This is a genomic window from Nonomuraea fastidiosa, from assembly GCF_042751225.1.
GTDB lineage: Bacteria > Actinomycetota > Actinomycetes > Streptosporangiales > Streptosporangiaceae > Nonomuraea > Nonomuraea fastidiosa.
Map to the genome: position 1 here is coordinate 4,024,572 of NZ_CP170570.1, position 19,741 is coordinate 4,044,312.

General features: G+C 72.7%; 12 protein-coding genes. 8 read left to right on the top strand and 4 right to left on the bottom strand.

Going from position 1 to position 19,741, the window contains the following annotated elements:
• The first annotated feature begins 49 nt into the window (after positions 1–49).
• Both ACFMQL_RS18630 and ACFMQL_RS18635 read left to right on the top strand, forming a co-directional pair.
• On the top strand, positions 50–2,704 hold the full coding sequence (locus ACFMQL_RS18630; RefSeq protein WP_364059745.1) for a cellulose binding domain-containing protein: 2,655 nt from the start codon (positions 50–52) through the stop codon (positions 2,702–2,704).
• 274 nt (positions 2,705–2,978) lie between these two features.
• Positions 2,979–3,428, top strand: coding sequence for a hypothetical protein (locus ACFMQL_RS18635; protein WP_364059748.1), 450 nt, complete (start codon positions 2,979–2,981; stop codon positions 3,426–3,428).
• Here the strand turns inward: ACFMQL_RS18635 and ACFMQL_RS18640 are convergent, their stop codons facing one another.
• Positions 3,429–6,278, bottom strand: coding sequence for an AAA family ATPase (locus ACFMQL_RS18640; protein ID WP_378786248.1), 2,850 nt, complete (start codon positions 6,276–6,278; stop codon positions 3,429–3,431).
• 395 nt (positions 6,279–6,673) lie between these two features.
• Here ACFMQL_RS18640 and ACFMQL_RS18645 point away from each other — a divergent pair, with 395 nt between their 5' ends.
• The 6 genes from ACFMQL_RS18645 to ACFMQL_RS18670 all read left to right on the top strand — a co-directional run bounded on the left by ACFMQL_RS18645 (position 6,674) and on the right by ACFMQL_RS18670 (position 17,021).
• Positions 6,674–8,878, top strand: a complete 2,205-nt coding sequence (locus ACFMQL_RS18645; protein ID WP_378786250.1) for a TOMM precursor leader peptide-binding protein — start codon at positions 6,674–6,676, stop codon at positions 8,876–8,878.
• Between the two features lie 47 nt (positions 8,879–8,925).
• A complete protein-coding gene (locus ACFMQL_RS18650; RefSeq protein WP_364059757.1) occupies positions 8,926–10,251 on the top strand; it encodes a SagB family peptide dehydrogenase in 1,326 nt (441 codons plus the stop codon).
• Positions 10,252–10,255: 4 nt separating this feature from the next.
• Complete coding sequence (locus tag ACFMQL_RS18655) at positions 10,256–11,080, top strand: HlyD family efflux transporter periplasmic adaptor subunit (RefSeq protein WP_364059760.1); 825 nt, start codon at positions 10,256–10,258, stop codon at positions 11,078–11,080.
• Between the two features lie 9 nt (positions 11,081–11,089).
• Entirely contained in the window at positions 11,090–13,348 is a 2,259-nt protein-coding gene (locus ACFMQL_RS18660) for an NHLP family bacteriocin export ABC transporter peptidase/permease/ATPase subunit (RefSeq protein WP_364059763.1), read from the top strand.
• Positions 13,345–16,278 carry an NHLP bacteriocin export ABC transporter permease/ATPase subunit gene (locus ACFMQL_RS18665; RefSeq protein WP_364059766.1) on the top strand — a complete coding sequence of 978 codons (2,934 nt, stop codon included), beginning with the start codon at positions 13,345–13,347 and terminating at the stop codon, positions 16,276–16,278. The genes ACFMQL_RS18660 and ACFMQL_RS18665 overlap by 4 nt, the downstream gene beginning before the upstream one ends.
• A 398-nt stretch (positions 16,279–16,676) precedes the next feature.
• Positions 16,677–17,021: a YciI family protein gene (locus ACFMQL_RS18670; RefSeq protein ID WP_364059769.1), complete on the top strand. Its 345-nt coding sequence runs from the start codon at positions 16,677–16,679 to the stop codon at positions 17,019–17,021.
• Positions 17,022–17,147: 126 nt separating this feature from the next.
• Here ACFMQL_RS18670 and ACFMQL_RS18675 read toward each other — a convergent pair whose 3' ends face one another.
• Genes ACFMQL_RS18675 through ACFMQL_RS18685 form a run of 3 tightly spaced genes read right to left on the bottom strand, consistent with a single transcriptional unit; the run spans position 17,148 to position 19,485 of the window.
• A complete protein-coding gene (locus ACFMQL_RS18675) occupies positions 17,148–17,333 on the bottom strand; it encodes a hypothetical protein (RefSeq protein ID WP_364059772.1) in 186 nt (61 codons plus the stop codon).
• Positions 17,330–18,205, bottom strand: a complete 876-nt coding sequence (locus tag ACFMQL_RS18680) for a class I SAM-dependent methyltransferase (RefSeq protein WP_378786252.1) — start codon at positions 18,203–18,205, stop codon at positions 17,330–17,332. Before ACFMQL_RS18680 ends, ACFMQL_RS18675 begins: the two co-directional genes overlap by 4 nt.
• The gene (locus ACFMQL_RS18685; protein WP_364059776.1) at positions 18,202–19,485 is read right to left on the bottom strand and encodes a cytochrome P450; all 1,284 of its coding nucleotides are present in this window, start codon (positions 19,483–19,485) and stop codon (positions 18,202–18,204) included. Before ACFMQL_RS18685 ends, ACFMQL_RS18680 begins: the two co-directional genes overlap by 4 nt.
• Between the last annotated feature and the right edge of the window lie 256 nt (positions 19,486–19,741).

Below are 19,741 nucleotides of genomic sequence, written 5' to 3' on the forward strand. Positions count from 1 at the left end.
CATCCACGCTCTTGGGGCGCTTCTGGCGTGCCCGGAAAGGAAGCCGCGCATGCGAAACAGGCTGCTTGTCATGCTCACGGCCGCCGCCGTCCTGCTCGTGGCGGCCATCGTGCGGATGACGCCGGTCGCGGCCGTCGCCTCCGACCCGTACGAGTTCAAGAACGTGCGGATCGACGGCGGCGGCTTCGTCCCCGGCATCATCTTCAACCCGTCGGAACGCAACCTCATCTACGCCCGCACCGACATCGGCGGCGCGTACCGGTGGAACCAGACCACCAAGTCCTGGACCCCGCTGCTCGACTGGGTCGGCTGGGACACGTGGGGCTACAACGGCGTGATCAGCCTGGCCACCGACCCCGTGCAGACCAACCGCGTGTACGCCGCCGTCGGCATGTACACCAACGACTGGGACCCGGGCAACGGGGCCATCCTGCGCTCCACCGACAAGGGCGACACCTGGCAGGTCACGCCGCTGCCGTTCAAGCTGGGCGGCAACATGCCCGGCCGCGGCATGGGCGAGGCGCTGGCCGTCGACCCCAACGACGACCGCGTGCTGTACCTCGGCGCGCCCAACGGCAACGGCCTGTGGCGCAGCACCGACTACGGCGCCACCTGGTCGAAGGTGACCAGCTTCCCCAACCCCGGCGACTACGCCCAGGACCCGAGCGACCCCAACGGCTACCTCAGCCACCGCCCCGGCGTCGTCTGGGTCACCTACGACCCCCGCTCGTCCAGCGAGGGCAGCCCCACCAAGACCATTTATGTGGGCGTCGCCGACAAGGACGACACCGTCTACCGCACCACCGACGGCGGCGCCACCTGGTCGCGCCTGGCCGGTCAGCCCACCGGCTACATCGCGCACAAGGGCGTGCTCGACACCGAGAACGGCTACCTCTACATCGCCACCAGCGACACCGGCGGGCCGTACGACGGTGGCAAGGGCGACGTGTGGCGCTACGACACCGGCACCGGCGCCTGGACCCAGATCAGCCCCGTGCCGTCGTCCAGCTCCGACGCCTACTTCGGCTACAGCGGCCTGACCATCGACAGGCAGAACCCCGAGACGATCATGGTGGCCACGCAGATCTCCTGGTGGCCGGACGTCATCTTCTTCCGCTCCACCGACTCCGGCGAGACCTGGACCCGGGTGTGGGACTGGACCTCCTACCCCGACCGCTCGTTCCGCTACACCATGGACATCAGCGAGAACCCGTGGCTGACCTTCGGCACCGACCCGCAGCCGCCCGAGGTCACGCCCAAACTCGGCTGGATGACCGAGTCGCTGGAGATCGACCCGTTCGACTCCGACCGGATGATGTACGGCACCGGCGCCACCATCTACGGCACCGAGAACCTCACCGCGTGGGACTCCGGCGGCAAGTTCACGATCAAACCCATGGCCCGCGGCCTTGAAGAGACCGCCGTGCTCGACCTGATCAGCCCGCCCAGCGGCGCGCCGCTGATCAGCGGCCTCGGCGACATCGCCGGCTTCCGTCACACCGACCTGGACGCCGTGCCGTCCATGATGTTCACCCAGCCCAACTTCACCTCCACGACCAGCCTCGACTACGCCGAGAAGGCACCGTCGATCATGGTCAGGGCCGGAAACTTCACCGACTCCGACCGCCCGGACGACAGCCACGTGGCCTTCTCCACCGACGGCGGCGCCAACTGGTTCCAGGGCACCGAGCCGGGCGGCGTCAACGAGGGCGGCACGGTCGCCGCGGCGGCCGACGGCTCCCGCTTCGTCTGGGCGCCCAAGGGCGTGACGCCCGTCTACTCCGTCGGGTTCGGCAACTCCTGGCAGACCGCCTCCGGCCTGCCCACCGGCGCGATCGTGGAGTCCGACCGGGTCAACGCGATGACGTTCTACGGCCTCAGCGGCGGCCGCTTCTACCGCAGCACGAACGGCGGGGCCACCTTCGCCGCCACCGCCGCCACGGGGCTGCCCGCCAGCGGCAAGTTCAAGGCCGTGCCCGGCATCGAAGGCGACGTGTGGGTGGCCGGCGACGGCGGCATCTGGCACTCCACCGACGGCGGCTCCTCGTTCACCAAGCTGTCCGGCATCACGAACGCCGTGAACGTCGGCTTCGGCAAGGCCGCGCCCGGCGCCGACTACCCGGCCGTCTTCGCCGTCGCCACCATCGACGGCGTCACCGGCCTGTACCGCTCGGACGACGGCGGGTCGAGCTGGCTGCGCATCAACGACGACGAGCACCAGTGGGGCAACATGGGCGAGGCGCTGACCGGCGACCCGCGCGTGTACGGCCGCGTCTACCTCGGCACCAACGGGCGCGGGATCATCTACGGCGACCGTACGAGGCCGCCGATCACCGTGACCCCGACCGTCACGCCGACCGGCGACCCGACCGAGGAGCCGACCGAGACGCCCGCCCCCGGCGACGACGGGTGCACGGCCACGTACGAGGCGGGCAACTCCTGGCCCGGCGGCTTCCAGGCCGGCGTCACCGTCGAGAACACCGGCGACGCCGCGATCAGCGGCTGGAAGGTGACCTGGACCTGGCCGGGCGACCAGCAGATCACCAACCTCTGGGGCGGCGCCCACACCCAGACAGGCAAGGAGGTCACGGTCACGAACGCCGGCTACAACGGCACGGTGGCGGCCGGGGCGAGCACCTCGTTCGGCTTCAACGCCACCGGAAGCGCCACCCCACCGGCCACCCTGACCTGCACCCCCTCGTAACAGCCCCCGGAACCCGAGCCGTCCCACCCCGCATCCGCCAGGCGGGACGGCTCGGCCTCACCCACCCCGCAAAGGCACACGGACTCCCAAAAGCACCTCAGCCTGGCAGGAGGGGCGCCTGCTGCCGGGCGGCCCGCCGGCTACGGACTTCCTTTCGAGGAGGGGAAGGGGCACCCTCTCCTCGAAAGGATCCTTCGCCCCCACCACGAAGGACCTCTCCTGGGAAGGACCTCTCCTGGGAAAGAGAGGCGGGAGGGTGGGTAGCTGCGGGGGCATGCACACACTCGTCAAAGGACTGATCGCCGGCGCGGCCGGCACCTGCGCGCTCAACCTCGCCACGTACCTCGACATGCTCATCAGGGCGAGGCCCGCGAGCGGCACACCGAAGGAGACCGCGCGCAGGCTGACCGAGGTGGCGGGCGTGAGCCTGGGCGACGAGGAGCGGGCGGGCAACCGCCAGGAGGCGATCGGCGCGCTCCTCGGGTACGCCACCGGCGCGGGCGCGGCCGTCTGCTACGGGCTGCTGGACGGGAGGCGGCGCCTGCCGTGCCCGGTCGGGGTGGCGGCGCTGACGGTGCTGGCCATGGCCGGCTCCAACGGCCCGATGACCGCCTTGGGCGTCACCGACCCGCGCGAGTGGTCGGCGACCTCCTGGATCTCCGACATCGTGCCGCACATGGCGTACGGGGTCGTCGCGTACGCCGCGTACGAGCTGATGCGGTGATCAGAGGTCTTCCAGGAGCCCGGCGGGCACCGGTTCGTCCGGCGGCGGTTCGTCGTGGTCGTCGGCGAGACCGGTGAGGATGACGGCCAGCTCGGCACGGGTGTGGATGCCCAGCTTGCGGTAGATCCGCGCCAGGTGGGTGTCGACGGTGCGCTTGCTGATCGACAGGGTGGCCGCCACCTCCATGTTGCTCATTCCGCGCAGGACCAGGTCGGTGACCCGGCGCTCGCCCACGGTCAGCGGGTGGCCGTTGCGCCCGTGGCGGCCGGCGGCGGGGGAGCCGGATCGGCGCGGCGCGGTGGCCGCCCGGTGCTTGTCGGCGAGCGCGGCCAGGCGCAGCGCGCCGCAGTCGGTGGCCAGCCGCAGCGCCATGGCGAGCGTCTCGTGCGCCTTGCCGGAGTCGCCCGCCTGGCGCTGGGCGATGCCGAGGCGGACCATCGCCCTGGCCTGTTCGAGCCGGGCGCCCCGGTCGGCCAGCAGGTCCACCGCCTCGTGCAGCATGTCGAGCCGGGTGCTGCCCTCGTGGGCGACGCTGCCCGCGCTCAGCGCGCGGGCGATCGTGGTGGGCGCGCCCCAAGCCCGCGCCAGCTCCAGCTCCCGTTCGGCCATCATGCGGGCGGCCGACCGCTCGCCGGACAGGGCGTAGGCGAGGATCGCGTGCGGGCCCCAGGGCACGCAGGCCGGGTTCGTGATGCCGGCGGCGGTCAGGCGGCGCCCGCACTCCAGCAGGGTCAGCAGCCCGTCGCGGGGCCGGCCGTGCGACAGGTGCACGCGCCCGAGCGTGTCCAGGACGTGGCCGGAGATGAGCGGATGCCAGTCGCCGTACGTCCTGACCGAGCGCAGCGCGGACTCGGCGGCCTCCAGCTCGCCCCGCTCGACCATGATGCGGGCCGCACAGGCGGTGGCGACGGCGTGAAAGCCCTCCGCCTCGACCTCGCGGGCGCTGGCGATCGCGTCGTTGGCGTCGCGCAGCGCCGCGTCCAGGCGGCCGAGCTGGTAGCGCACCTCGGCCCTGGCCGACAGCGTCAGGGCCAGGCGGGTGGCCGAGCCGGTGTCCCTGGTCTCGGCGACCAGCCGTTCCGCCCAATAGGAGGCCTCGTCGAGGCGATCGCCCCACACGAGCGGCAGCACGACGGTGACCGGCACCGCGCCCTGGCCGTCCAGGCAGCGGCGGGTCTGGGCGAGCATGCGCGGCAGGTTGCGGCCGCGTACGCCGGTGGCCAGCGCGAGGATGCTGAGGAACTCCCTGGCGGCGGGGGTGAGCAGGGTGCCGAACGAGCGGCTCAGCCGCCGCACCCCGATCCGCCCCGCGGAGCGGCCCCACACCAGCGCCTGGGCGGCGAACAGCAGGGCCAGGTCGGCGCCCGCGAGGTGCGGCGTGGCCGCCGCCGTGGCCGCGGCCTCGGCCATCACCTCGCCCGCCTCGACGGAGTTGGCGCTGACCAGGATGTCGGCGAACGGCGTCATCGACATCAGCGCCTGCGGCGCCCGCTTGACCCGGCCGTAGACGGTGCGCAGGTGGCGCAGGCAGGCGGGCAGGTTGCGGTGCATCTCGACCGCGCCCAGCTCGGCGGTGACCTCCAGCACCGTCTCGCGGTCGTCGGTCTCGGCCAGCGCGCGGTGCAGGTAGCCGGTGGCGTCCTGCCAGGAGTGCTCGTTGCCGGCCTCGCCGGCGGCCTCGCGCAGCACGGTCACGGTCTGCGGGTCGCCGGTCGGGCCCGCCGACATCAGGTGCCGGGCCGAGCAGCGCAGCGGCCGGCCGAGCCGGTGCAGCAGCGCAGCGGTACGGCGGTGCAGCTCGTCGCGCTCGGCCGGGTCCATGCCGGCCAGCACGGTCTGCTGGATGCCGGGGTGTGCGAATCTGTCGGGCGGCGCGCCGGTGACCAGCCCGAGCCGCCGTAACCGTGCCGCAGCCACCCGCGCGGCGTCCTGGCCCTGGCCGGCCAGCATGGCGGCGATCTCCAGGCCGTCGTCGGGCGCCACGACGGCGAGGCTGCGTAACAGGGCGACGCAGTCGGCGTCGGCGCCGGAGTCGCTGTCGGTCAGCCAGCCGAGCACGGTCTGCGTCATCGCCGCCGCGCCCGCGTCCAGCACCTGGGGCAGCTCGTCGCGGGTGGCCGGCACGCCGGTCCTGGCCAGCCTGGCGGCGAGCTCGTGCAGCAGCGCGGGGTTGCCCTGGGTGAGCTGGTGGCAGGCGTGCGCGACCTCGGCCTCCACCTGCTGCTCGGCGGTGCCGAGCTGGCCGGCGAGCAGCCGCCGCGCGGCCAGGTGGGTCAGCGGGGCGGGCCGCAGCAGCCGCATGTACGGCAGCGCCGCCAGGTCTCTGGCCAGGTCGTTCCCGCCGGGCTCGCCGGGCTCGTCGCTGGTCAGGATCATCGCGATGGGCAGGCCGTCGAGCCGCCTGGCGATGTAGGAGCACCACTCGGCGGACTGCTGGTCGGCGTGGTGCACGTCGTCGATGGCGATGATCAGCGGCTGGTCGCCGGTGAAGTCACGGGTGGCGCGGTAGAGCCCGTGCAGCACGTCGGGGGTGACGGGGTCGTCCGCGCGGTCCTGGTCCAGTCGCAGGCCGGTGGGCGGCGCGCGGCCCGGCGACATGAGCGGCTCGAAGAGCTGGCGTACGACGCCGAGGTGGTGCTCGCGTTCGGCCGGGTGGCCGCGGGCCATGAGCAGCAGCGCGCCGGTCTCCGACAGGGCGGACAGCGCCGCGTTGAGCAGCGTGGTCTTGCCGATCCCGCGTGCCCCCTGGATCAGCAGCACCGCCGGGTTGCCGGATCGGATCCTGGACAGCGCTTCGCGCACTGCGGCGAGTTCGGTGTCACGGTGTAGCAGCGTCTGTCCGGAAGACATTGCTACTCCCCAAGCCTTGGCCCCCTGGACTGTCATAGGGATCATCCCGCCAAAGGCAGGTCGGCTGTCAATAGTTGACCGACAAATCGGACAATTGTGACAAGGCATGGTCAGTCCTGGTGCCCTCCTCTGCGCCGGCCCGGATGCGCATTCTCGGCGGCTCACATACGTATTTCACCGCATTGTGCAGCCAAATGCGTACGCCGGAATTACGTCTTTACATGGCGGCGAGCCCGATGCGACTCTGCGATCAACCGCCGGCACCGGGACGGCGGCACCGACGAGGACCCAAAACGGGGAGGGCCATGGACCGCCCACGTCTCAAAGCGCATTTCACTTCGCAGTTACTCGACGGGTCGACGGTCTTTCTCCTGGCCGAGGGCCAGCATTATCGGGTGACCGCCGCCGGGGCCGGAAAAGTCCTGCCTTACCTGGACGGACGGCATACTGTCGCGGAGATCGCCGCCGCCTTGAGCGACGAGCTGCCGCTCATGCAGACGCTCATGGCCATTCGCAAGTTCGCCGCCTACGGCGTGCTCGCCGACGGGCGGGCCGAATGGCCCGAGCACACCCTCGCCTTTTGGGACGCGCAGGGAATCGACCCGGTGCGCGCACGGTCGGCGCTGGAAAGCACCGAATTCGTCGTCGTCGCCGTCGAGGGCGCCGACCCCGGGCCGATCGGTGCCATGCTGCGCGAGCACGGGCTGCGCATGCGTACGCGGACCGTCGAGGAGGAGGCCGCGGGCCCCGCGGGCGCGATGGCGGTCGTCGTCACCGGCGACTACCTCGACCCCGCGCTCGACCGGCTCAACGCCGCCTACCTCGCCGCCGGGCACCCGTGGGCGCTGATCAAGCCGGACGGCGTCACCCTGTGGATCGGTCCGGTGCTGCGGCCTGGGCAGACCGCCTGCTGGGCCTGCCTGGCGCAGCGGCTGGCCGGCAACCGGCAGGTCGAGCGCTATCTGGCGGGCAAGCGCGGCGGCGGCATGCCGTACCACCCGGTGCGCGAGTCGGTGCCAGGCCCCTCGGTGGCGGGCGGGCTGCTGGCGGTGGAGCTCGCCAAGATCGCCGCCCGCCGTGACGACCCCTCGGCCGCCGCATCCCGGCTCGACGGCAAGATGACCACCATCGACCTGCGCACCCTGGGCGTGACCGAGCACACCGTCATCCGGCTGCCGCAGTGCCCGGCCTGCGGCGACCCCACGCTGATCAGCGAGCGCAGCCCCAAGGTGACGCTCTCGGCCCGCGACGCCAGGCACGTCACCGACGGCGGCTACCGGATCGAGCCGCCCGCGCGTACGTACGCACGGCTCGAAAAGCACATCAGCCCGCTCATCGGCGCGGTGACCAGGTTGCACACGTTCGCCGACGAGGACAACGGCGTCACCTACAGCTTCACCGCGGGACACAACTTCGCCATGATCGGCGACAACATGGACCTGCTGCGCCGCAACCTGCGCGGGCAGAGCGGCGGCAAGGGCCGTACCGAGGTCCAGGCCAAGGTGAGCGCCCTGTGCGAGGCCATCGAGCGCTACTCGGGCGTGTGGCGCGGCGAGGAGCCGGTGACCGAGGCCGCCTACGCCGACCTCGACCCGGCCGTGGCCGTGCACCCGGAGAGCCTGCTGCACTTCTCCGACCGCCAGTACGCCATCCGCGAGGAGTGGAACAAGGACCCCGCGCACCGCCTGCACCTGGTGCCCGAGCGCTTCCGCACCGACCTGCCGGTGGACTGGTCGTCGGCCTGGTCGCTGACCGAGGAGCGGGAGCGGCTGGTGCCCTCGGGCTACGCCTGGTACGGCCACCCCGACCTGGAGCGGCACTTCTACTGCGTGGGCGACTCCAACGGCAACGCGTCGGGCAACTCCGTCGAGGAGGCCATCCTGCAGGGCTTCTGCGAGCTGGTGGAGCGGGACGCGGTGGCGCTGTGGTGGTACAACCGGGCCCGGCGGCCGGCCTTCCACCTCGACTCGCTGCACGACCCGTACGTCGACACCGTGCGCGAGTTCTACCAGGGCATGGACCGCGACATCTGGCTGCTCGACATCACCACCGACCTCGGCATCCCGGCGTTCGTGGGGGTGTCGTACCGCAGGAACCACCCGGTCGAGGACGTCATCGTCGGCTTCGGCGCGCACCTCGACCCGCGCATCGCCGCCATCAGGACGCTGACCGAGGTCAACCAGTTCCTGCCCTCGGTGGAGCGGCGCGACGAGCAGGGCAACACGCTCTACCTGGACGACGACGTCGCCACGCTCGCCTGGTGGAAGGAGACGAAGCTGGCCGAGCAGCAATGGCTGGTGCCCGATCCCGCGCAGGGGGCGCGCACGCTCGCCGACTACCCCCCGTCGGGCGGCGAGGACCTGGCGGCCGACGTCGAGACCTGCGTGGAGCGGGCCGCCGCGGCCGGCCTGGAGGTCATCGTGCTCGACCAGAGCCGGCCCGACCTGGAGCTGAGCGTCGTCCGCGTGATCGCGCCCGGCATGCGGCACTTCTGGCGGCGGCTCGGCCCCGGCCGCCTGTACGACGTGCCGGTCGCGCTCGGCTGGATCCCGAGGCCCCTCGCGGAGGACGAGCTCAACCCCGTCAGCGTCTTCTTCTGACGGACCCGGGCCCCGAGACACCGCAGTGAACGAGAGAGGAACCCGGCGTGAGTGAGACGAGACGGCGATTGCGCCGCGACGCGACGCTGGCCGAGTCGGACGGCGAGGTGCGCATCTCCTCGCCGGCCGGCTCGCTGGGACTGCGGAACCTGCCCGAGCAGACGGTGGCCGCGCTCCGCGTGCTCGCGGCGGGCGAGGCGACGGAGACGGCGCTCGCGGCCACCGTGGGGGAGGCCGGGCTGTTGCGCTGGAACCTGCTGCTGCGCCGCCTGGCGATGGGCGGCATGCTGGAGTACGGCACGCCGCGCGCCAGGCTGCGGCCCGTGGGCGCCGGCCCCGTCGAGCCCGCCGCCGCGCCCGGCCCCGGCAGCAGGATCAAGCTGTCCCGCTTCGCCGTGATCACGGCGGAGGACGGCGTCCTGTGCGTGCGGAGCCCGCGCAGCCCCGCCGTGGTCGAGCTGGAGCCCGCCGCCGCCGGTCTGCTGGGCGCGCTGTCCGGCTGGACCACCCCGGCCGAGGTGGGCGACCGCGAGCTGCTGCGCTTCCTCGCCGCCGCCGACGCGCTGACCACCGAGGCCGAGGACGGCGACCTGGAGCTGGCCCAGTGGCAGCCGCGCGACCTGTGGCTGCACGCCCACAGCAGAGGGCCGCGGCTCACCGACAGGTACGGCGGCACGTACCCGTTCAAGGACCGCTTCGAGCCCCTGCCCGCCAGCCCCGCCCCCTTCGGCGGCAAGCGGGTCGAGCTGGCCGCCCCCGACATGGACGAGCCGGGCCGGGGCCTGTACGAGACGCTGGAGCGCCGCCGCTCGATACGCGAGCACGACCATGACGCGCCCATCACCCTCGACCAGCTCGGCGAGCTGCTCTACCGGTCGATGCGGCGCCGCGCGGCCTTCGCCTCGCCCGACGGCCAGGAGCTGGCCGACCGTCCCTATCCCTCCGGTGGATCGGTGCACGAGCTGGAGGTCTATCCGCTCGTCGTCTCCTGCCGCGGCCTCGACCCGGGTCTGTGGCACTACGACACCGCGGGGCACGCCCTGGAACTGGTGGCCGAGCCGGGGCCGGCGGTGCGGGTGCTGGTGGAGCGGGCCAGGGCGGCGGCCCAGCTCGAACAGGACCCGCAGGTGCTGCTCATCGTCACCGCCCGCTTCGGCCGGGTCATGTGGAAGTACGAGGCCATCGCCTACCCGCTGGTGCTCAAACACGTGGGCGTGCTCTACCAGACGATCTACCTGGTCGGCACCGCGATGAACCTGGCCGTGTGCGGGCTCGGCGGCGGCGACGCCGGCGACTTCGCGCGCGCCAGCGGTCTCGGCTACCTGAGCGAGGGCAGCGTCGGCGAGCTGGTGATCGGCAGCAGGCGGGGATAGAGCGATGAAGTTCCGGTTCAAGGCGCTGCAGCGGATGCGCGAGCCCGACGAGCTCGACTCGCCGACGCTGCTGGCCTCGCCGCGCGGATGGATCGCCACGTTCGTGGTGCTCATCATCGTGGCGGCGGCGGCCGTCTGGTTCTTCGTGGGGCGGCTGCCGGTGACGGTGTCCGCTGCGGGCGTGCTCACCCATCCCGCGGGCACCGCGCGGCTGCAGAGCCCGTACGGCGGCACGGTCCGCTCGATGCTGGTCCGCCCCGACGACGCGGTGCGGCGCGGCCAGGAGGTCGCGGTGATCGCCGTCGACGGCGGGACGGGCCGGGTGAGCGAGCGGATCGTGCGCAGCCCGTTCACCGGGCGGGTGGTCGCCTTCAACGCGGTGGACGGCCACGTGGTCGCGCCGGGCGAGGAGCTGCTGCTCATCGAGCGCACGGACGCCCCCGACGACCGGCTGGTGGCGATGCTGTTCGTGCCGGTGGACCGCGCGATGGGCGTGGTGCCGGGCCGGCCCGTCGACCTGTCGGTGTCGTCGGCGCCGCCGGGCGCGTTCGGGCTGCTGCGCGGGCGGGTTCACTCCGTCAGCGCGTACCCGGTGATGCTGGAGCAGGCGGCCGACCTGGTGGGCGGTGTGGAGGCGGCCCGCGGCTACCTCAAGGGCGCGCCCGCCCGGCTCGTCATCGTCGATCTGGAGCGCGACCCGACCACGCCGTCCGGCTACGCCTGGTCCACCAAGGACGGGCCGCCGGTGCCCCTGCAGTCGCAGGTATCGGTGGCCGGAGCGATCGTCCTGGGCAGCCAGACCCTGTTCGACCTGCTGCTCGGGCGCTGAGGGGGAGATGTGACGACCACGAGCGCTCCCGCGCAGGCCAGGCAGCCGGCCGCCCCGCGCACGCCGCGGCCCCGGCCGGCCAGGCGGTGGCGGTGGCGGCGGCGCACGCCGACCGTGATCCAGATGGAGGCGGTGGAGTGCGGGGCCGCCTCGCTGGCGATGATCCTCGGCTACTACGGCAAGTTCGTCCCGCTGGAGGAGCTCCGTGCGGCCTGCGGCGTCTCCCGCGACGGCGCCAAGGCCTCCAGCGTGATCGCCGCCGCCCGCCGGTACGGGCTCATCGCCAGGGGCTTTCAGATGGAGGCGGAGGACCTGCGGACGCTGACCGGTCCGGCCATCGTGTTCTGGGCGTTCCAGCACTTCATGGTGCTGGAGGGCGTGCGCAGCCGGTTCGGCAGGAAGGCCGTGGCGGTCAACGACCCGGCCAACGGCCCCCGCATGATCGACTGGGACGACTTCGACTCGGGCTTCACCGGCGTCGTGCTCACCTTCGAGCCCGGCCCCGACTTCCGGCCGGGCGGCCGGCCCACCAGGGTCGGGCAGGCGCTGCTGGCCCGCCGCATGCCGTCGGGGCGGGCCCTGCCGCTGGTGCTGCTGGCCAGCCTGCTGCTGGTCGTACCCGGCATCATCGGGCCCGCCTTCAGCCGGGTCTTCATCGATCGGGTGCTGAGCGGGCGCGACCCCGGCTACCTGGTGCCGCTGCTGTTCGGCGTGGGGGTCACGGCGGTCGCGGTGTTCGTGCTGACCTCGGTGCAGCGGCACTATCTGCTGCGCATGGAGATCCGGCTCGGGCTGGTCAGCTCGGCCCGCTTCTTCCGGCACCTGCTGCGGCTGCCCGTGCAGTTCTACCTCCAGCGCCGCCCCGCCGAGGTCGCCAAGCGCGTGCAGGCCAACGACACCGTCGCCGAGATCCTCTCCCGCGACCTCGCCATCACCCTCGTCAACCTGGTCCTGGTGCTCTTCTACGGCATCGTGCTGATCCGCTACGACCTGCTGCTCGGCCTGGTCGGGGTGGGCATGGCGATGGTCAACATCCTGGTGCTGCGCCAGGTGTCCAGGGCGCGCACGGACGCGGTGGCCGCGCTCCGCGCCGACCTCGGCAACCTGACCTCCACCACGTTCAACACCCTGCAGCTCATCGAGACCGTCAAGGCGACCGGCGCCGAGCCCGCCGCCTTCCAGCGCTGGTCGGGCTTCCTGGCCAAGGCGGTCACCGCCAAGCAGCGGCTGGGCGTCACCACCGCCATGCTCACCGTCGTGCCGCCGCTGCTCGCCGGCGTCAACAGCGGGCTCATCCTGCTGATCGGCGGGCTGCGCGTGGTCGACGGCGTGATCAGCGTCGGCATGCTGGTGGCCTTCCAGACGCTGCTCAGCTCGCTGTCCAGGCCCGTCACGCAGCTCACCAACCTGGGCGGGCAGCTCCAGGACATCTCCGCCGACGTCTGCCGGCTCTACGACGTCGAGAAGTACCCGGTGGCCAGGGTCTTCGAGCGGCACGCGCCCGTACGGCAGCGCGCCGAGGGCCGGCTTGACGGGCGGCTGGAGTTCGACCGGGTCACCTTCAGCTACAGCGCGACGGCCGACCCCGTCATCAAGGACCTGTCGTTCACGCTGGTGCCGGGGCGCAGGCTCGCGATCGTCGGCAACTCCGGCAGCGGCAAGTCGACGGCGGGCAAGCTCGCCGCCGGCCTGTACGTGCCCACGTCGGGGCGGGTGCTGCTCGACGGGCTGCCCAGGGAGGAGCTGCCCAGGGAGGTGGTGGCCGCGTCGGTCGCGTACGTGGACCAGGACATCACGCTGTTCGAGGGCACCGTGCGCGACAACCTCACGCTGTGGAGCGAGGACCTGCCCGACGAGGTGGTGGTCTCCGCGCTGCGCGACGCCGCGCTGTTCGACCTCATCGCCACCAGGCCGGGCGGACTCAACAGCGGCGTGCTGGAGGGCGGGCGCAACTTCAGCGGCGGCCAGCGGCAGCGCCTGGAGCTGGCCAGGGCGCTGTCCATCAGGCCGACCCTGCTGATACTCGACGAGGCGACCAGCGCGCTCGACCCGGAGACCGAGCGGGTCATCGCCGACAACCTGCGCAGACGCGGCTGTGGCTGCCTGATCATCGCCCACCGGCTGTCCACGGTGCGCGACGCCGACGAGATCATCGTGCTCGACCGCGGCGAGGTGGTCGAGCGCGGCCGGCACGCCGAGCTGCTGGCGCTGGACGGTCACTACGCCGAGCTGCTGAGAAGCTCGCGCAGGAACGGGGAGGGAACGTGACGACCCCGATGCTCTCGGCGTTCTCGCCGTTCTTCACCGACGCGGCTACGCCGGTGGACTACTCCGCCGACAACCTGTTCGTCATGTCGGGCGTGCGCGAGGTGCTGCTGGTCGAGCGGGGCGAGGTGGACCTGTTCGCGGTACGCCTGGACAACGGCCGCCCCGTCGGCCGCTGGAACTACCTGTGCCGGGTCCGCGAGGGCACGCTGCTGCCGGGCGCCCCGCGCGGGCCCCGGCACGGCATCGTCGGGCGTCCCGTGCTCGGCTCGCGCGTCTCCCGCGTGCCGCTGGCCAGGCTGCGCGAGCTGGCCGGCGCCGGGCGCTCGGCCACCATGTCCACCACCGGCTACGGGCTGGCCGTCAAGCAGCTCGTCCGCGGCGTGGAGGCCGGCATGGTGTCGCTGGCCACGGCGCTGCGCGACGGGCTGCCGCCGCGCGAGTTCGTCCCGCTGGCCTCCGACGCGGTCACCGAGCTGGACCGCGGCCGCGCCGCCAGGTCCGTGGACGGCGTGCAGTGGCTCACCGTCGAGGAGGGCGCGGTCGAGATGCCCGACGGCGTCGCCGGCGTGCTGACGGCGGGGGCCGAACTCGCGGTGACCGAGCGGGACTGGGTGGTCGCCACCGCGCAGGCCCGGCTGCGCGCCCGCTCGACCTGGCAGCTGCTGGCGGACGAGACGCTGTGGAGCCGCTGGGTCGAGCACGCCATCCGCTTCCTCTACACCGTGGACCGCCGCGTCGAGCGGCAGCGCGCCCACGAGCTGCGCTCGCTCGAACGCAGGAAGGAGCGCGAGTCGGGCGTCGCCGTGGCGGCGCGGCGCGGCTTCGACACGCTCGTCCGCGACACCGAGGCCCGGGTACGCCTGGCCGACGTCACCGCGGACCCGCCGATGCTGGCCGCCGCCAGGCTGGTGGCCTCGCACGGCGGCTTCAGCGTGGTCGCGCCGCCGCCCGGCGGAGGCAGGGACGTCGACTCGCTCCAGGCGATCGCCCTGGCCTCCGGGGTGCGCACGCGCTCCGTCCGGCTGGACGACGGCTGGTGGAAGCGGGACATCGGCCCCATGGTCGGCTATCTGCGCGAGGATGACACCCCCGTGGCGCTGCTGCCGATCGGCTCGCGCTATGTGCTCGCCCAGCCGGGGCAGAGCCGGGTCACGCCCGTCACCAGGGCGGTGGCGGCCACCCTGGCCAACAAGGCCGACGTGCTGTACGAGCCGCTGCCGCCCGACGTCCGCACGGTCGCCGGGCTGCTGCGCTTCGGGCTCGCGCGCAACGGCCGCGACCTGTTCGTGCTCGCCTCGCTCGGCACGCTCGTGGCCGTCATCGGGCTGCTCGTGCCCGCGATGACCGGGCTGGTGCTGGGCACGTTCGTGGCGCGCGCCGAGCGCGACCTCATCGTGCAGGGTGCGGCGCTGGTGATCGGCGGCGCCTTCGTGGCGGCCGCGCTGTCGATCGTGCAGAACGTGGCCGCGCTGCGCATCGAGGGCCGCGCCTCCGCGCGCGTGCAGGCGGGCGCGTGGACGCGGCTGCTGTCGTTGCCCGTCACGTTCTTCGGCCGCTACTCCACCGGCGAGCTGGGCACGACCGTGCTCGGCGTGAGCGCGGCGCAGGAGATGCTCTCCGGCGTGATGACGACGGCCACGCTGGGGCTGTTCGGCGGCCTGGCCAACCTCGTCCTCGTCTACGTCTACGACGTCCGGCTGGCCCTGCTCGCGACCCTGCTGGTGCTGATCGGCATCCTGGTGTGCGCGGTCGCCGGATTCTTCGAGGTACGCCTCCAGCGCCGCCTGTACGAGCAGGAGCAGCGGCTGTCGTCGCGGGTGTTCCAGCTGCTGTCGGCGGTGCCCAAGCTGCGCGTGGCCGCCGCCGAGGACCAGGCGTTCTCGGTGTGGAACCGCGACTTCATGAAGGCCAGGGCCACCTCGGCCAAGGCCAGGCGGCTGCAGAACCTGGTGACCACCTTCAACGCGGGCTTCCCGCTCGTCTGCTCGTTCGTGATCTTCGCGGTGGCGGCGGGGCCGCTGCGCGGGGAGCTGCCGATCGCCGCGTTCCTCGCCTTCTTCACCGCCTTCAACCTGCTCATCGCCTCGGTGCTGCAGTTCACCGGCGCGGCCATCACCGCCATGAGCATCGTGCCGATGATGGAGAAACTGGCACCCGTGCTGGAGGTCGAGCCCGAGGACCACGCGGGCAAGGCCGACCCCGGCGAGCTGTCGGGCCGCATCACGATGTCCAAGGTCTCCTTCCGCTACGGGGCCGACGGCCCGAGGGCGCTCATCGACGTGGACCTGTCGATCGAGCCCGGCGAGTTCGTCGCGATCGTCGGCCCGACGGGCAGCGGCAAGTCCACGATCCTGCGCCTGCTGCTCGGCTTCGAGCAGCCGGACTCGGGCAGCGTCATGTACGACGGCCAGGACCTGGCCGAGCTGGACCTCGGCGCGGTGCGCCGGCAGTGCGGAGTGGTGCTGCAGAACGGCGCGCTGCTCGCCGGCGACATCAGGCAGAACATCGTCGGCAGCACCGGCCACACCATCGACGACGCCTGGGAGGCCGCCGCGATGGCCGGCATCGACGCCGACATCTCGGCCATGCCGATGGGCATGCACACCGTGCTGTCGGAGGGCACCCACACGCTCTCGGGCGGGCAGCGGCAGCGCATCATGATCGCCAGGGCGCTGGTCTCACGTCCGCGCATCGTCTTCTTCGACGAGGCCACCAGCGCGCTCGACAACCCGGCACAGAACGTCATCGCCGAGAGCACCCGCAGGCTCAACGCCACCCGCGTGGTCATCGCCCACCGGCTGTCCACGATCAGGGACGCCGACAAGATCCTCGTGCTCGACGGCGGCCGCGTGGTCCAGCAGGGCACCTACGACGAGCTGCTGGCCGATGAGCAGGGACTGTTCGCGCGCCTGGCACGGCGGCAGATCTGAGCGCGGCGACGGCGCTCCCGGCCGACGCTCCTCCCGGCCGGCGGCGCTCCCGGGACGCGAGGCGACGGTGCTCCCGGGATACGAGGCGACGGCGCTCCCGGGACACGCGGCGACGGTGCTCCCGGGACGCGAGGCGACGGCGCTCCCGGGACCTGAGGCGACGGTGCTCCCGGGGCATGCCCCGACGGCGCTCCAGGGCGTGGGGCGGGGCGCTTCCGGCTGCGCGGCAGGGGCGGGCCCCGGGCGCGCGGCAGGGGTGCCTTCCGCCGCGCGAAGGGGGCGCTGGGGGCAGACGAGCAGCGCTGCGACGTGGCAGGATGTCACGATAGTGCCGACCGGGGCCGCTGCCCGCCTCTCGCCGATCCCGTGGGCGGATGTCCGAGGAAGGTGGACGACTGATGGACTTCGTGCTGCTGATCCACGGCGACGAGATGCTCTGGGACGCCTTCAGCGAGAGCGAGCGCAGGCGCATGGCCGAGGCCCACCGCCGGTTCGGCAGGGAGATGGTGGAGGCGGGGGTCAACGTCAAGTACGGTGCGGGGCTCACCAGGTCCCGCGAGGGCAGGCTGGTGCGGCCGGACGGCCCGGCCGTCCAGGGGCCCTACGCGGTCGGGCGCGAGCAGATCGGCGGTATCTGGATCATCGACGTCGCCTCCGCCGAGGAGGCCGAGTCGTGGGCGCGCAAGATGCCGTACGCACCGGGCGACATCGTCGAGGTCAGGCCCTGCGATCCCACGGCCTGAGGCGCGACCTCACGGCTTGAGGCGGGACTCTACGGCTTGAGGCGAAACCCCGGCGCCCCGGCGGCCGCGGGGACGGTCACCGGGGCCGGGCGAGCGCCTCAGTAACAGCGCGTCGGTAACAGCGCCTCAGTAACTGGGGCGGCGGCTGAGCACGATGCCCGCGGCCAGGAAGAGCAGGCCGGCGGCGCCGTACACGATGGCCGGGGTGGTGGCGGGCGGCTGCTGGCTGGCGTTCACCACGGCCAGGCCGAGGCCGACGATCCCGCTGATGTAGCAGAAGATCGCCACGAAGATCTTCCAGAACGGACTCATTGTGCATTCCTCCCGAACCTTGCGGGTTTCTCCGGATCCTTCTCCGGTACTGAGGGGGCCGGGCCTGGCGGCGCGGTCCCTGCGGCGGCGAAGCCGAGCAGCATGACCCAGGCGTCCGGGTCGGCCAGGAAACGCCGCCAGCGGTCGGCCGCCAGGGCCAGCTCGGCCATCGACAGCACGCCTGCGGCCACGAGCGGCGCCAGGCGCTCGGGGCCGAGATGCGGGGCGAAGGCGGCGGTCGGGTGGGTGTCGTTGGTGGTCGCGAACGTGCGCAGCAGCACGTCCGCGAAGCCCGCGCGGCGCAGCAGCCGGGTGAGCCGCCTGCCGATCTGACGGTCCCCGCCCGCCTCGCGCTGCGCCCGCGCCATCGCGGCGTGCACGTGGGCCAGCTCGGGGTACATCGGGTCCGCCAGGCCCCACAGCATGCTGTCGACCTCGACGACGACCACGGTGCCGCCGGGCCGCAGCACGCGCAGCACCTCGGCCAGCATCGGCGCGGGGTCGGCGAGGTGCTGCAGTACGTATCGCAGCAGTACGCCTCCCACGCTCCCCGTACGCAGGGGCAGCCGGGCGCCGTCGGCGGCCACGAGCGGGGCGCCGCAGCCGCCCGCGTGACGCAGCAGTCCCGCGTCCACGTCGAGCGCGATGACCGGCAGGCCGGGCTCGGCGTCGCGCAGCCTGCGGGTGACCGCGCCCGAGCCGGCGCCCAGTTCGAGCAGCGGCCCCGCGCGGGTCAGCCCGAGGTCGCGCATGATGCGCAGCTCCTCGTCGAAGGAGAGCGCCGCCTGCGCCTCAAGACGGGCCAGCTCGCCGGGCACGCCGCCCAAGGTGGTGCCGGCGACGTCGTACGAGCCCGCCAGGCCCGCGCTCACCGCGGCCTCGGCGTCATCGTCATGCCGTGCCTCGGCCGCAACGTGACCAGCGCCTCGGGCTCGACGGGGAACCCCTCGGCCAGCTCCATGCGCAGGTCGCGCAGCAGCACGGCGAGCACGAGCGTGGCCTCCACCATCGCGAAGTGCCGCCCCAGGCAGATGCGCGGGCCGCCGCCGAAGGGCAGGTACTGGTGGCTGAGGTGGCGCGCCACCGCCTCCGGGTCGAACCGCTCGGGACGGTAGGCCTCGGGCTCGTCCCAGAAGCGCGGGTCGCGGTGCAGCACCCACGGGCTGATGCAGACCAGCGACCCGGCGGGGATGTCGTAGCCGTCGATGACGTCGGCCGCCACGCTGCGCCGCGAGATGAGCCAGACCGGCGGATAGAGCCGCATCGCCTCCTGGACGGCCTGCCGGCACCTGCGCAGCGCGGGCAGGTCGGCGGCGCTCGGAGCCCGGCCGCGCAGCACCTCGTCGATCTCCGCGCGGACCGCCGCGGCGGCCTCCGGGTGGCGGTCGAGCAGGTAGAGCGTCCAGGTCAGGGACTTGGCCGTGGTCTCATGCCCGGCCATGATGATCGTCAGCACCTGGTCGCGCAGCTCGGCGTCCGTCATCGCGGGTGCGCCGTGGCCGGTCCCGCCCGGGTGCGCCTCCGCGAGCAGCGCGCTCAGCAGGTCGTCGCCCGCGCCGCCCGTGCGGCGGGCCGCGATGATGACCCGGGTCACCCGGTCGAGGAAGGCCCGCGCCCGCTGGAATCCGGCGTAGCGCGCCGCGGTGTCGGCCGGATCGGGGTCGTCCGTCGGTACGTAGTGCCCGATGAACCGGTTGACCGCGTCCACGGCCCGGCCGAACCCCTCGCCCGCGCCGCCGATGTCGGTGCCGAGCATGGCCTTGACGATCACCGTCAGGGTGAGCGCGGTCAGGTCGTGGTCCACGCGTACGGACGCGGCGCCCCGCCACTGCCGCGCCAGGTGCTCGGCGGCCTCCACGATGACCTGGTCGAAGCGGGTGACCTCGGAGGGCCGGAAGGCGGGCGCGCACATGCGGCGCTGCGCCGCCCACTCGGCGCCGTTGCTGGTCAGCAGGCCGTTGCCGAGCAGCGGGCGCAGCATGTCGTCGTCCGGCGTACGGTCCTTGGTGTAGTTCGTACCGTTCTCTTTGAGTACGTACCTGGCCAGGTCCGGCCGGTTCAGCATGTAGACCGGCTCTCCGTCGGCGTCATGGCGGGTCACGTCCCCGAGTGCCGCCATCGCGGTCACGAACGCGAGCGGCGCGTCCCGCATGGCGCGCAGGCTCTGGGTCCCCGCCGGTCCAGGCGGCACCCGGGGGGATACGTACGTCCCGGACATGAGCACTCCCGATGGCTTACGTAAATGGAATTCGGAATACGCATTTCCGGCCGCTGAATACGTATAAGTATTTCGTACGGTTCCGGCCCGCGCATTTGCAGAGTACCTTTTGACGGGAGGGGCCTCAATACTTAATCGAGTGCCCCGGAAATTAAGTCTGGGCAACCTGGAAATAGGCGTGCAAGACTCC